At 66.2% G+C, this 14,386-nt stretch carries 10 protein-coding genes; all 10 read right to left on the bottom strand.

The annotated features are described in order from the left end of the window. Positions 1-10: 10 nt before the first annotated feature. Positions 11-2,143 (bottom strand): ATP-binding protein, encoded by a 2,133-nt coding sequence (locus tag DGI_RS13605; protein ID WP_021761718.1) that lies wholly within the window; start codon positions 2,141-2,143, stop codon positions 11-13. Further along, on the bottom strand, positions 2,140-3,120 hold the full coding sequence (locus DGI_RS13600; protein ID WP_021761717.1) for a phosphate/phosphite/phosphonate ABC transporter substrate-binding protein: 981 nt from the start codon (positions 3,118-3,120) through the stop codon (positions 2,140-2,142). Before DGI_RS13600 ends, DGI_RS13605 begins: the two co-directional genes overlap by 4 nt. Positions 3,121-3,311: 191 nt before the next feature. Then, positions 3,312-5,858: a PEP/pyruvate-binding domain-containing protein gene (locus tag DGI_RS13595; protein WP_021761716.1), complete on the bottom strand. Its 2,547-nt coding sequence runs from the start codon at positions 5,856-5,858 to the stop codon at positions 3,312-3,314. Between the two features lie 379 nt (positions 5,859-6,237). Then, positions 6,238-6,594, bottom strand: a complete 357-nt coding sequence (locus DGI_RS13590; RefSeq protein WP_021761715.1) for a NifB/NifX family molybdenum-iron cluster-binding protein — start codon at positions 6,592-6,594, stop codon at positions 6,238-6,240. An 18-nt stretch (positions 6,595-6,612) separates the two neighbouring features. Further along, the gene (locus DGI_RS13585) at positions 6,613-8,061 is read right to left on the bottom strand and encodes a sigma-54 interaction domain-containing protein (protein WP_021761714.1); all 1,449 of its coding nucleotides are present in this window, start codon (positions 8,059-8,061) and stop codon (positions 6,613-6,615) included. Positions 8,062-8,481: 420 nt separating this feature from the next. Then, entirely contained in the window at positions 8,482-9,237 is a 756-nt protein-coding gene (gene trpF, locus DGI_RS13580) for a phosphoribosylanthranilate isomerase (protein WP_154661658.1), read from the bottom strand. A 3-nt stretch (positions 9,238-9,240) separates the two neighbouring features. Beyond that, complete coding sequence (locus DGI_RS13575) at positions 9,241-10,821, bottom strand: ATP-binding cassette domain-containing protein (RefSeq protein WP_051286272.1); 1,581 nt, start codon at positions 10,819-10,821, stop codon at positions 9,241-9,243. A 65-nt stretch (positions 10,822-10,886) separates the two neighbouring features. Then, positions 10,887-11,381 (bottom strand): acyl-CoA thioesterase, encoded by a 495-nt coding sequence (locus tag DGI_RS13570; RefSeq protein WP_027192874.1) that lies wholly within the window; start codon positions 11,379-11,381, stop codon positions 10,887-10,889. Then, positions 11,378-13,237, bottom strand: coding sequence for a lysophospholipid acyltransferase family protein (locus DGI_RS13565; RefSeq protein WP_021761709.1), 1,860 nt, complete (start codon positions 13,235-13,237; stop codon positions 11,378-11,380). Before DGI_RS13565 ends, DGI_RS13570 begins: the two co-directional genes overlap by 4 nt. A gap of 209 nt (positions 13,238-13,446) precedes the next feature. Continuing rightward, the gene (locus DGI_RS13560) at positions 13,447-14,355 is read right to left on the bottom strand and encodes a histidinol-phosphatase (protein WP_158407335.1); all 909 of its coding nucleotides are present in this window, start codon (positions 14,353-14,355) and stop codon (positions 13,447-13,449) included. Positions 14,356-14,386 lie beyond the last annotated feature (31 nt).

Below are 14,386 nucleotides of genomic sequence, written 5' to 3'. Positions count from 1 at the left end.
GTGGAGTGGCTCACGCCGTCCCGGCGGAGGCAGGCGTTTTGCCGGATGGTTTGCCGGCGGGAAGCTCCAGATCCGAGTGGTCCAGGGGCAGTTCGATGATGAACTGTGCGCCCGGCCCGGCGCGGTCGGGAAGGTCGGGAAGGTCGGGAAGACCCGCGGGACCGGACGCCATGTCCGGCGCCGGACTGCGTACGGAGATGGACCCGCCGTGGTCCTTGATGATGCCGAAGGAGACCGACAGCCCCAGCCCGGTGCCCTGGCCCACATTCTTGGTGCTGAAGAACGGGTCGAAGATGCGGGGCAGGTTTTCCGGGGGAATGCCCTCGCCCGTGTCGGCAAAGGTGGCCAGCACCACGCCGCGTTCGCTTTCCAGCCGGGAGGTGACGCGCAGCAGGCCGCCGTGGGGCATGGCGTCTCGGGCGTTGTTCAGCAAGTTGATCCAGACCTGTTTGAGCTTTTCCGGATCGCCGTAGATGATGGGCAGGCGGTCGTCAAGTTTTGTCTGGATTTCCACCTTGTCCAGCTGGAAGGTGTGGCGCACCAGGGTCACGGCTTCCATGAGGGAATTGTTGAAGCACATCTCCATCTTGGCGCTGGCTGCCTGACGGGAGAAGCCCAGCAGGTCGGCCACGATCTTGCGGCAGACCTTGGCCTGCTTTTCGATGATCTGCAGGTCGGCGCAGATGGTGGACTCCGGCGGCACATCCTCCTGCAGGAGCTGGGAATAGCCGAGGATGACGCCCAGGGGCGTGTTGATCTCGTGGGCCACGCCGCCGGCCAGCTTGCCCAGGGATTCCATTTTCTGCGCCTGGATGAGCTGGTCCTGCATGCTCTTGAGCTGGGTGACGTCCCGGGCAGAACGGACCACGGCCATTACCCGGCCGGTATCGTCCTTCACGGGCACGCGGACGATGTGCAGCCACTGCGCGCCGCCTTCGCGGTGCAGCTGGATCTCTTCCTCCTCGCGCCGGCCGGTCCGGAAAATACGCTCCAGGGCTTCGTGGTTGCGGCGGGCCTCGGCCAGAGGCACGAGCGCGGCATCCCCCTGGCCCACGATGGCGGGTTCCCTCTTGCCGAGCATCTCGGAAAGCGCTTTGTTGACAGCGACGTACTTGTAATCGCGGTCCTGCAGGGCCACGTAGTCCGGCGTGGCGTCCAGAATGGTGCGCATGAGCTCCTTCTGGCGGGTCAGCTCGCGCTCGGCGGCGTGCAGCTCGTCCAGGTGCAGGCGCAGGGTATAGGTCATGATGTTGAAGGTTTCGCTGAGCTGCTGGATTTCGTCCCCGGCATTTTCCAGATACACTTCGCAGTTGGCGCAGGCCTCGTCCGTGGCCGGGGTGCAGTGGCCCTCGAAGCATTCGGGATGCGCGGCCAGGTTGCCGGCGATGTACCAGCAGGGCAGGGAGCTGTCCCCATGCACGGGGCACTTGGCCAGGGAGCAATGCTTTTCCTTCCAGCACACGCGGGGCTTGGGCAGGGTGTCCGGCAGCTCCAGCCGGCCAGCCACCACCGAGGCCGCATGCTCCCGCAGCATGTTGATGCGTCGGGTGACGCGCCGGGCATACAGAGTGGCCAGGGCCACGGCCACGATCATGGTCAGGAAGGAGACGTTGATTACCGGATCGATGAGGGCGCGGATGACGTCCTCCACCCCGGATTTGGACAGCCCCACCCGGGCCACGCCCAGCCGGTTGCCGGCCACCACCACGGGGGCGGCGAAGTCGTACACCAGGAGGGTGCCGGTATCGATGAGTTCAATGTGGAAGGTCTCGCCCGGGGGCATGGCATTGGCGGCGGGCAGATCCACAGGAAAGCCACCCTGGAAGGTGTGGGCCAGCACGTGGTCTTCGGCGTCCATCACAAAGGCGTATGCCACGTCGTTGCCGGCGCTTTTGAGCTCGTCCACGTGGTTCTTGATGCGCAGCAGATCCTGGGCCAGCAGCGGATCGCGGATGCGCAGGGCCAGGTTCTCGCAGAGCATGCGGCCCCATTTCTTGCCCTCGCTGGTCAGGGAGCGGGAAGCCATTTCGTGGAAGGTGGCGGTCATGGCCACGGACACGAACAGCACGATGGCGCTGATGCCAAGCCCCAGCTTGGTGGCAAAGGGCAGGCTGCGGGCGATGGTTCCCGGAAAAAATCTCATTCCATCCCCTCCGTCAGCATGTCTGTCGGTGCCTGGTGCGGCACACGGCCCCGGGCCAGATCCGCCTCCAGGCGGGCCACCAGCTCCCGCACGGGCTCATACTCCGCATCCCGGGCCGGGATCACGGCCTGGATGTGGGCCGCCTCCAGGATGGGCGCATCCAGGGGCGAATTCATGGACAGGGAGAACAACGCCCGCGACACCGCCTCCACCACCTCGGGCGCCAAGCCCTGGCGTGCGGCGAACAGCCAGCCCGGGTACGCCTTGGAGCGGCCCAGGACGGCAATGGTGGAAATGTCGATGCGGTCGGCCAGCAGACTCAGGGTGCCGTCGCGCACCACGCCCACGTCGTACAGCCCGGCGTGCACGGCCAGCACCACTTTTTCCTGCGTGCCGCCCGGACCCGGCGCAAAGGCCACCTCGGCGAAATCTCCCAGGTGCACGCCATGTTCCAGGAACAGGCCCATGGGGAAGAGAAAGCCGCCCGCCGAGGAGGGATCCACGGCCATGAGCCGTTTGCCCCGGCAGTCCTCAATGGTCTTGATGGTCGGATTGTCCGCCCGGACGATGATTTCCCCGCGAAACGCCGGCGAGCCCGTGGGTTCGATGATGCGGGCAAAGGCAAAGGCGCCGCTGCGAGCCATCTTCAGATAGGCGAAGGGGTTGACGTAGGAAATGTCGATCTCCCCGCGCTGCACCATGTCGATGTGTTCGGCAAAGGTGGCCGGGAACACCTGGCGGATGGGCAGCCCGGTCACGGCGCGCAGGTGTTCCACCAGCCGGTAATGCCGGGCATAGGAGATGGTGTGGGAATACTGGGGCAGGTAGGCGTAGGTCAGCCCGTCCCTGGGCAGGTGCGGCATCAGGTCCTGGCGTTTGGAAAAATCCACCTTGCGGGCGGTTTCGCCCTCGCTGCAACACGCCAGGAACAAGCCGGCCAGGGCCAGAAGGAGGGCGGCCCAGCGGATGCCGGACATCATGCCAGGGATGGTCATGCCGAGGAAAATAGACACCCCCCGGCGCAAGCGCAAGGGAATTTCTGGCGGCGGGATCAGCCGCCGGCGTCCTGAAGGAGATTATCCTTAAAAGAAGAGTGGTGCGAGCGGGGGACCATTTCCAAAAGACTTGTATCGTGGTCCAATGTCCTCTTCCAAAAAATTAAAACGCCCTAGCCCGGGGGGGCGGATGTCAGCGACTTGCCGGCGTACAGGGCCTTGATGTCCTGCTGCAGGACGGCGCGGTAGCGGGCCACCATGGCGGGGTCGGCCATGATCATGTCCAGCTGTCGGGTGTGCATGAGCAGGTAGCCCAGCACTTCCAGCTGCCGCAGCATCTTGTCCGGGGGCAGGCTGTCGGCCTTGGCGTTTAGGGCGTCGTCCAGCAAATCGATGGCAAAGCCCTGATCGGCCAGCAGATCGCCCACCAGACGGGCGCGGGTGGCCCGGCGTTCCAAGTCCGCTGCACCGCCGCGGAAGCGGAACAGGGCATAGGCATTGGAGGGATCGGGCGTCACCAGGGCCTCCACCGTGAGAAAGTGAAAGCCGAAGCGCGACTGCAGGCAGACGAAATCCTTGGAGATGATGAAGTAGTTCTTGTTTTGCATGGGTGAGCCGCGGCTCACGTCCAGCATGGGATTGGTGGTGGCCTGCATGAACACGCTCATGAGCCCGCGGGAGTCGATGGGCGGCGGGCCTTCCCAGGGCTTGGCCATCATGCCCCGCCAGACGGCCTGCATGGGCTCGCAGACGATTTCTTCCAGGGTGACGATCTTCTTGACGATGGTCCGCGAGATCTTGCGGCCCATGTACACGCCTTCCACCACTTCCAGCTCCTCGGAGCGGGGCTTCACGCCGCCGCCGAGGTCCAGCACCCAGAACTGCATGGCGTTTTCCGCCACCAGACGGCGGCACTCGCGCATGTCGCAATCGTCCATCTTCTGGTCCAGGCTCTCGGCCTGCTCGAACAGCTCCATGACGATTTTTTCGTGGCAGAAGCGGGTGATGTCGTGCCACGTCTTGCAGGAGGCGGACCGGAAGCTGGGGGCGTGGGGATCCACCATGGTCAGGGGGTCAATTTTTTCCAGCACGGCGCGCATGGCGGTGCGGCCGGGGGTTTGCCCCAGCATCGGCCGCGGCGTGGGCCGCGCGAGCACCTGGCGCACCCGGCCGGGGAAGACCATGGCCAGATCCGCATCCACGGTCAGCTCCTTGCCGGGATGCACGCGCGTACGCGCGTCTTCCAGGCCGAACACCGCCGGCACCCCCATCTCCCGGGCCACATTGGCCAGATGGCCGGTCAGGCTGCCGTGCTCCGTGAGCACCGCCGCGGCCTTGGGCAACAGCGCCGCATAGCGCGGGGAGGCGGTTTCCGCCACCAGCACGGCGCCTTCGGGAAACTGGAGCATGTCCGCTTCTTTCTGGATGATGAACGCCGGGCCGCAGGCTGCGCCGGGGGAGGCGGTGCGGCCCTGGTGCAGCAGCGGCGGGATGCTCGGGGGCAGATGCTGGGTTTGCACGTCCCGGGCCACCTCCAGGGGGCGGCATTGCAGCACCGTGACCGTGTTGGACGCGCCGATGCACCATTCGATATCCACGGGATGCCCGTAGTATTCTTCCATCCGCATGGCCGCGTGGGCCACCTTGATGGCCTGGGCGTCGTCCAGGCTGGGGCGGGCGGCGTCCTCGGGGTTCACCTCCAGACGGCAGACGCCTTCCTCTGGCAGGCAGATGAATTTGCGCTGCTTTATGGCCACGCGGCGTTCCACCACGCGCATGGGGGTGAAGCGGGAGACCATGAAGTGGTCCGTGGGCACGGCGCCGTCCACCACGCTCTTGGGCAGGCCCCAGTTGGCGGCGATGGTCACGGCGTCCAGGCCAGGATCCAGGGGATGACGGGAGTAGGCCACGCCGCCGCAGACGGCGTTTTCCTGGGTCAGCACGCCCACGGCCATCACGGCTTCTGTTTCGCGCATGCCCAGGCGCTTGCGGTAGCTCACGGCTGCCGGGGACCACAAGCTGGCCATCACTTCCCTGATGGCGTCGATGAGCGCATGCTCGCGCACATTGAGCAGGGTGCGGAACTGGCCGGCAAAGGAGGCGCCCGGCGCATCCTCGCCCACGGCGCTGGAGCGCACGGCCACGGCCACATCCTTGCCCTTGAGGGACTGCAGGCGGGCGAACTGTTTCCAGATGGCTTCTTCCAGCTCGTCGGGGAGGGTGGCCGCCATGATGGTCTTGCGGATGCGCGTGCAGGCGGCGTGCAGTTCCTGCGGATTGGAGGGCGACAGGTTGCCGCACTCCATGGCCACCAGATCCGTCAGGCCAATGGCGTCCCGGAACAGGGCGAACCCGTGCACGGTGACGGCGAATCCCGGCGGCACGTTGAAGAGCAGCTGGTTGCGCAGCTCGCCCAGCTGGGCCATCTTGCCGCCCACCACGCCGCCCATGCCGCTGTTCATTTCGGAGATGCGCAACGTCAGCGGGCCGTCGGGGGAGACGAAGGCCGGGCGCAGGGTGGCGTTGATATCCCGGTAGATGTCGCGGAATCGTTCCGTCAGCGCGCTGTATTGCTTCGGAGCCATGGCCTGCAGGGCCTGGAGCATGGTGAAGACGTCGCGGCCGATGCGCACGGTCTGGCTGTCCAGCCAGGCCAGCACGTCCTCGGCAATGGGCTCGGGCAGGGTCTGGCAAAAGTGCCCCCAGACTGTGCCGCACACGGGAATCGCGCTGCACGGCGCCCAGGATGTCGCGCGCGGCCATGGTATGCTCGCCGCGTTCCGCAAACGCCACGGCGGCATAGGTGTCTTCCAACCCGCCATGCCGGGGCTCCCGGGACGCGTTGCCGCCGCCCAGAAAGGACTTGATGGATTGCAGGAATCGAAACATGGCGACCTCCTTGCGACTTCTTTCACATGCGGCACATTGGCGCACCGCACATGACCAGGATTTAACAAGAGGCGTGCCAAGATGGACGGAATGTGGAATTTCGAGCGGTTGCGTGGATTTCCCACACGCCGGGGTGTTTCAACTGGAAACGATTTGAAACAATTTGATAAAAAAAGAACAAGACAATATGGAACAATTCGAAACAGCAACTCAGCCGCGCGGCAGCAGCACCCGGATGTCTGGCGTGCCCGGCCCCAACTCGCCGCGCCCGTAGGCCCGGGCGGCGTCGTCTGCCAGGGCGATGACCGAATCGATCACCTGGATGCGTTTCCACTGCAGATAGTCGTAGAATTCTTCCTCAATGCCCCCGCACAGCACCACATCCACGGCTTCCTTGAGGATCAGCTGGCAGAGATCCTCGGCCGAGGCCTGGGGCAGGACGATGATGGTGCTGCCGGTGATGTGTTCCGGCGTGGCGGCATCCAGCTCGCCGATCCAGACTTCCGTGGCTAGATCGAACCGGGGGGCCACTTCCAGGCCGAGCAGGGGGATGAGCAGACGCGGCATGCCGGACTCCGGGGCTTCTTATGTATCCAGACCGTACAGCTTCATTTTTCGCCACAAGGTGGAGCGGCCCCAGCCGAGCAGATCGGCGGCCTTGCCCCGACGGCCCTTGGCCTGGGCCAGGGCCTGGAGGATCATGCGTTTCTCGATATCAGACCATGCGTCGCCCTCGTGCACGGCCGGGTTGCCGGCTGGCACAGGCAGGGCGGTGGCAGCGGGACCGGCCTCCAGCCGGCGGAAGGCCACGGGCAGGATGTCTGACTGTTCCAGCAGATAGGAAGGCAGGTGGGTGCGTTCGATGCGGCTGCCGTTGCAGACGTTGACGGCGTATTCCACGATGTTTCGCAGCTCGCGCACGTTGCCAGGATAGGCATAATGCAGCAGGATGTCACGTGCTTCGTCGCTGAAGGTCTGCACGTGCTTCTTGAATTCCTCGTTGATGCGGCGCAGGAAGTGATCCAGCAGCAGATCCACATCCTCTTCGCGGTCGCGCAAGGCCGGGATGTGCAGCCGCACCACATTGAGGCGGAAAAAGAGATCCTGACGAAACGTGCCGGCGCGCACCATCTCCTCCAGGTTGCGGTGGGTGGCGGCGATGAGCCGCACATTCACCGGCACGGGCATGCTGCCGCCCAGGGGGGAGATGACGCGGTCGTCCAGAAAGGTCAGTAGCTTCACCTGCAGGGTCAGGGGCAGGTCCCCGATTTCGGTCAAAAACAGCGTGCCATTATGGGCAAGCTGAAACCGGCCGGGCTTGTTTTCGGTGGCGCCGGTGAACGCGCCCTTGCGGTGGCCGAAGAGTTCGGATTCCAGCAGCGATTCCGGCAGGGCGCCGCAGTTCACCTTCACGAAGGGGCCCTTGCCCCGGGGCGAGGCCTGATGGATGGCCTCGGCCAGCAGATCCTTGCCCGTGCCGGTTTCGCCGGTCACCAGCACGGAGGAGTCCGAAGAGGCGATGGAGGGCACCAGCTGGAAAAGCCGTTCCATCTGCGGGGAGCGCCCCACGATGCGGCCGAAGGTGAAGCCGGCCTGCTGCCGGTTGGCCATCTCCGAGAGGGGGCGCAAGTCTTCAATGCATTCGATGTACCCGGCCAGACGGCCCTGGGAGGTGACGGCCGGGGACTGTGTGGCCCGTACGGGAATGCGCTGGCGCAGCTTGTTGATGATGTCTGCCTCGTGGACCACGGCGCGGTCTTCGGCCCCCAGTGCATCCAGGGGGCAGCCGCGCACGCACAGGCTGGAGCGCAGCACGTGGCGGCAGGGCAGGCCCTGGGCGTCTTCCTGGGAAAAGCCGGTGAGGGCCTGGGCTGGCCGGTTAAGCAGAAGCACGCGCTTGTCTTTGGAGAGCAGCACCACCGGCAGGGGGATGCTGTTGAGCAGGGGCAACAGTTCCACCGGGGAATCGAACAGATGTTCCACCAGTGGCAAGGGAATGACGGGAGGGGACGGGGCGGGCGTGGGGTCGGCCATGCGAGTGCGGTGTTGCGCCTGGTTGGAGCCCGGCCAGGCGGCAGCGCCCGGCAACGAAAGTCGGTCTCATCGCGCTGCGCCGGGGTCCAGTTCGGATGCCGTCAGTGCTCGCAATTATTCTATACAGAATAGATGATCGACCACCCCGACACGCATCGGGGGAACCGGGGTCCCCCCGAAAGCGCCCGAACGAAGGCACGCATCAGTGATGATGATGCCCGTGATCTTCCTTGGCCAGATTGTCGCCAAACTTCTTGATGTGCCATACGGCGAGCAGCGCGCTGCCGAGACCAAGGAGGACATAGAACGTGGCCATGATGGGCTCCTTTGCGAGGATGTTTGCACGTCCCTAGCGCATTTCCGGGGCGGGTGCAAGTTCCATTGCGCACAAGCGTAAACGCAGAACGCGCCGGGCGCGCCTCAGCGAGCCAGCCCGGCAAACGCCAGCCGGGCCCGGGCTGCAAAGGCTGCGAGGGTGGCCCAGTCCTTGCTGCCGGCGGCGTCCTCCAGACCGGTGTGGGCATCCACCCCGGCGGGCTGTACGGCTGCCACGGCCGCGGCCACGTTGCCGGGCACAAGCCCGCCGGCCAGGATGACCGGCCGGGGCGATTGCTGCACCAGCCGGCGGCTCACGGTCCAGTCGTGGATCTGGCCGGTGGCGCCCATGGCGCCGCTGGTGGGATCGAAGGTGTCGGTCAGGAAGGCGTCGGCCCAGGGGGCATGCCGCTGCATTTCATCATGCAGGCCGGCTTCGTCGCGCAATCCCACGATCAAGGATTTCATCAGCAGCACGTCGGGCAGCAGGGTGCGCAGGCGCAGGCCGGCCTCGGCGGCGATGTCCCCGTGCAGCTGCAGCGCCTGGGCCCCCACGGCGCGACACAGGCCGGCGGCGGCGCAGGCGTCGTCCTCGTAGGTGATGACGGCGAAGGCCAGCCGCGGGTTGCGGGCTCGTACCGTGGCTACCAGGGCGGCGGCGGCGGCTTCCGAGAGATCCGGGCGATGATGATTGAGCCGCAGGGGAATGCCCACCACGTCCACCCCGGCGGCGAAGCAGCGCAAGGCTTCGTCCGCATCAAAGACGCCGGCAGCCTGGATGAAGGCGTGCGGCAGGCGAGGGGGCGTGTACGGCTTCATGCCGTGTTCGGGGGAATCAGTTGCGCCAGCAGGTGGGATCACGCGCTATGCCTCACCAGTATGCAGCAATGCGTCCAGCAGGGCCTGGGGGCAGTGCTCCCGGGGGCCGGCGTATTGCACGCGGCCCTGGCGCAGGACGAGGACATTGCCAAACACGGGGAGGCAGTCTTCCGGATGATGCGTGACCAGGATCAGGCACGGCCCGGCGGAGGCGGCGCGGGTCAGCGTTTCCAGGAAGAGCCGGCGGGCGGCGGGATCCAGGCCGGCGCAGGGTTCGTCCAGCAGCAGCAGGGGCGGGCAGGGAGCCAGGGCGCGGGCCAGAAACACCCGCCGGGCCTGCCCGGTGGACAGGGTGGAGAGTCGCCGCTGGGCCAGGTCCGCCAGTCCCAGGTGTTCCAGCCAATGCATGGCCATGCGCCGTTGCGCGGAGGTGGGCGTTTCCCAGAGGCCGATGGCCCCGAAAAAGCCGGCAGCCACCACATCCGCGGCGGTGTCGTCATAGGTGTAGGTGGCTTGCAACGCCGGGGAGACCAGCGGCGCGGCCTGCCGGCGCTCCAGGACCGTGGGGACCTCGGCCATGCGGATGCTGCCGCCCAGGGCCGGGGGCAGCTCACCCTGGATCAGGCGCATCAGGGTGGACTTGCCTGCGCCGTTGGGACCGAGCACGACCCAATGGTCGCAGGAGGGGCCGCCGTCCGCAGGCAGGCGGGGGTGCGGAATGGTCCAGGAAACATCGTGCAGCACGTGGGCGCGGTCCACGAAGACATCGGCGTGGGCGATGTCCAGCAGCGGCTCGCGGCCGGGGGCGTGGGGGACCATGGCGCGATGCGTGCCGGCCCGGTGCAGAATGGGGCAGGGCGCGGCGGCAGGGGGGTCGGTCCAGGGCGTGGCGTGGTCCGGGGAGAAGGCGTCCAGGGTGGACTGGTCCACGAGGCGTCCGCCGTCCAGCCGCAGGACGTGGGTCAGGCCGCAGGGCAGCTCGTCGAGCCGATGCGCGGCCAGGATGAGGCCGAGACCGTCCGCCCGGGCCATGAGGGCTTCCAGCACGGCGGTGATGCGCCGGCGCGCCGGCGTGTCCAGGCCTTCCAATCCCTCGTCCAGCAGCAGCAGGGCCGGCCGCTGGACAAGCGGCGCCAGGGCCCGCACCAGCAGCAGGAGCCGCAGTTCCCCCTGGGAGAAGGAGGAGAGCGGCCGCTGCGCCAGATCTGCCGCGCCGCACAGGGTCAGGGTTTCATCCAGGCGGGCGGCTTCGGCAGCGGTGAGGGTCCGGTTGCACAGAAAGGCGTCGTCGAAGCCGGAAGCGGCGATCTCCCGCCCCCGGATGTGCCACCCCTGACGCTGATAGCGTTCCTGCAGCGCCGGGGAGACCAGCCCCATGCGCGTGCGCAGGCCGATGGGCGAGGGGTCAAGCACGCCATCCAGGCCATAGAGCCGGGCGTGGCGGTCCAGGGGCCAGAGCTCGCCGCGGACCAGCTGCAGGAAGGTGGATTTGCCGGCGCCGTTCTCGCCCACCAGCAGCCAGTGCTGCCCCGGGCGCAGTTCCCAGCAGAGGTCCTGCAGCACCAGGGAGCCGCCACGCAGCACCGAGGCGTGGTCCAGGCGGAGAAGGGGAAGGGAAGCAGGCATGCGGCTATCCAAAAAACGAAAGATTCCGGGGGGCGTAGATTGTTCCGGGCTCCCTCGTCGTGGCATCAGCCGCGTTGCCGCGTGGCTTTTTTGTCTTCGGCGCTGCGCTTGCGGCGGGCGGCGGCGGCCTCGGAGCGCTGGCGCTCCTCGTCCGTCTCCAGCAGCAGCGGCGGCACGGGAATGGGGTGGCCGTCGCGGTCCAGGGCCACATAGGTCAGCATGGCCTGGGCGCAATGCTGGGTGCGGCCGGTGATGAGATCTTCCCCGATGACGGACACGGAGACGTCCATGGACGTGCGGCCGGCATACTCCAGCCGGGCGGTGAAGATGGCCAGATCCCCCACGCGCACGGGCTTGAGGAAGTCCACGCGGTCGATGGAAGCTGTCACCACATTGGTGCGGGCATGGCGCATGGCTGCCACGCCGCCGGTGGTGTCGATGTGTTTGAGGATGACGCCGCCGTGGACGCTGCCGTAGGGGTTGGCGTCTTCGGGGAGCATCTGGTGGCTCATGACCACAATGGAATCGGCAATGCGCTTGCCGGGATGGTTCTGGCTCATGGGGTGCACACGGGCTGGCGTTGCTTGGCGGCGTGGTAGTCGTGGAGGTTGTAGACGTTGTCTATGCCCATGTACATGGCCAGGGTTTTGACAGGCGTCTGCAGCAGATCCACGTAGATCAGGCCGTCGAGACAGTTGTTGAAGTCCGGATCAACATTGAAGGAAAGGATCTTCCCGCCCAGCTTGAGGTACTGCTTGAGCAGCACGGGAATGCCCTTGGCTTCGGGTTCGATGTCCGAGACCACCTCGGCCACGTCTTCCATATTGGAGAGCACGGCGCGGAATTCGCGCACCTCGTGCAGCTTCATGCAGCGCAGCCGCGGCGGCTTGCGGGGTTTGACGAGTTTGGAGAACTCGGAAAGGGAGTTGTTCTCCCGCAGGAACCGCACGATCATCTCGCGGGACATCAGCGTGTAATCGTTGGAGATGGAGACCGGCCCGAAGAGCACCTTGTAATCCGGGTGCAGCAGCACGTAACTGGAGATGCCCTTCCAGAGCAGGGGCAGGGCCACGATGCTTTTCTGGTATTCCGGGCGGACAAAGGAACGACCCATTTCCAGGGCCGGGCCCATGCGCTCGAAGAGTTGCGGCTTGAAGGAAAACAGGGAGGAGGTGTACAGCCCCTCGATGCCGTGTTCCTCAATGATCTTGGCGGACTTGCCCACGCGGTACGCGCCCACCACCTCGCGCGTGTCCTGGTTCCAGATGAACAGGTGGGCGTAGTATTGGTCGTAGCGGTCCAGGTCGATGGATCTGCCTGTGCCCTCGCCCACCATGCGGAAGGTCACCTCCCGCAGCCGGCCGATTTCCTGCAGGATGGCCGGGACTTCCTGGGCCGAGGCCACATAGGCCTTGAACTTGCCGCTTTCGGCCAGCAGGTTTTCCGGGGGCAGGCGGGCCACTTCTGCAGCCAGCACGGCGGGGTCCTGGCTCTGTTCGATGGGCGCGGTGGGCTTGGCCACATGATGTGCCGCCGGGAGCACTTTTTTCTTGAGCAGGGAGAGCAAGCGGAACCGGGGACGGCCGCCGGGGGAATCGGGCCGTTTGTCCAGCATGTAGGTGCGCAGGCGCAGATAGGCCAGCAGTTGCTGCTCGTTTTCGTAGCGCTTGAGCTTCTTGGCCGGGATAAGGCTGCCCACCTGCACCTGAAAGCAGCGGCGCTGGCGGCGCACCAGCTCGCGCGGCAGCAGCAGGGTGCGCAGCCGGGGATGGATGAGCCCGGCGGCATTGAACAGCGGCCCGTTGTTGCCGGGGAAAAAGATGGGCAGCACCGGCGCGCCGGTTTTCTGGATGATGCGCGCCACCGTGGGGTTCCAGGGCGGGTCTATCACCCGGCGGCGGTGCAGGTCGAAACTGGAGACCTCCCCGGCCGGGAAGATGGCCAGCATGTGCCCCTCGCGCAGGGTGCGGATGCACTGCTTGAGGGGCTGGATGTTTTTTTTGAGGGAGTCGCTGCCGCCAAAGTTGTCCACAAAAATGACCTTGTCCGCAAGGTCCGGGATGTAGCTGAGCAGGTAGGTGGCCATGAACTGCACGTCCTCGCGAATGCTCATGAGCAGCGCGCCGAGGATGATGCCCTCAATGCCACCGTACGGGTGGTTGGCCACCACCACCACGGGACCCGTGGCCGGGATGCGGGCCCGGGCTTCCTCGGAAAGCTGGATGGTCAGGTTCATGGCCGCAAGCACCCTGGCCCAGAAGTTGGGGCCGGGCGTCTGCGTGGCACGGGCGTAGATGTCGTTGACGCCGGAAAGCTGCGTCACGCGTTCCAGAAGCGGGCCGGCAAGGTTCAGCGCGGCGTGCGCGAAGGGCTTGTCCGGGCTGGCTTCGAGGGTGAAGGGACCTCGTTTCCTCATGGGGAGACGGCTGCTCCTTGGCGGGGGAGTGGTGAAGTGATTCCGAAGCGATGCCCGGCAACAGCCCTGCAGCAGGCAAAGGGCGCCAGCGGCGTGCACGGCATCCGGGATCCCGGAACGAGTACACCAAGACCCCACACTTGCGCAAGCACGGCTGCGGGCCGCGGCGGCCGGGTGTTCCCGAGTCTGCCTGACAAAAAAGGTGTGCGCTACAGCGGCAGACGGCGTCGGCCTGACTGCCCGGCGTGGCAGGGTCCAGGCACGGTCCAGCCTTCCACCCCGTGTTCCCGGGCGTAGGCGGTGAGGGTATCGAAGGCAAAGGCCACCTGGTTTGGGGCGTGGGCGTCGGACGCCGGACAACACGCCAGCCCTCGTTCCATGGCCCAGCCCAGCACCGTGGGGCCGGGATAGATCTCCCGGCAGGGCTTGCGCAGGCCGGCGGTGGAGATCTCCAGCAACATGCCGGCCTGGGCCAGGGCGTCCAGGGCTTCGCCCACGGCGCGGCGGCCGTCGGCGGAATCCAGGAACCGGGCGTGGGTCTCGCGGCTGAAGATCTTCACCAGATCCACATGCGGGGCCACGGTGTAGCGCCGGCTGCGGGCCATGCCGGCCACCAGGGCGTAATAGTCCAGGTAGGCGGCGCGGCGGGCGTCTTCGTCCAGCACGTCCCATTCAGCCTGGGCAAAGTCAAAGCCCCAGGGGCCAATAAAGTGCACGCCGCCCAGGGTGTAATCAAAGGGGGCGGATTGCAGGAATTGTTCAAAAAAGTCTTCATGCTCCGCCACGTAGTCCACTTCCGTGCCGAGCAGGATTTCCGCCTGGGGAAAGGCCTGGCGCGCAGCGAGCACCTCGGCCACATACTGCGAAAACTGCTGCAGCACGTGGGCCTGGAATTCTTCCGCAGGATAGCGAAATCCGGCGGGGCGCGGGGCGTGCTCGGTCATGCCGACGAGCTGGATGCCGCGGTCCAGGCAGGCCTGGACCATGGCGGCCACGTCGGCCGTGCCATGACTGTGGTGGGTGTGCAGATGCAGGTCGGCGGTGGGCATGCGAGGTGTGTAGCAGCAAATCCGGCAAAGGTCATCCGCCATGGCGGCGCCGGCATCGTCTTGACGCATGGCAGGCTTTTGGAGGATAGCATGACGGGAC

It is taken from the genome of Megalodesulfovibrio gigas DSM 1382 = ATCC 19364 (assembly GCF_000468495.1).
GTDB lineage: Bacteria > Desulfobacterota > Desulfovibrionia > Desulfovibrionales > Desulfovibrionaceae > Megalodesulfovibrio > Megalodesulfovibrio gigas.
Note: the sequence above shows the minus strand (reverse complement) of the source record. Positions and strands in the feature narration are given on the sequence as shown.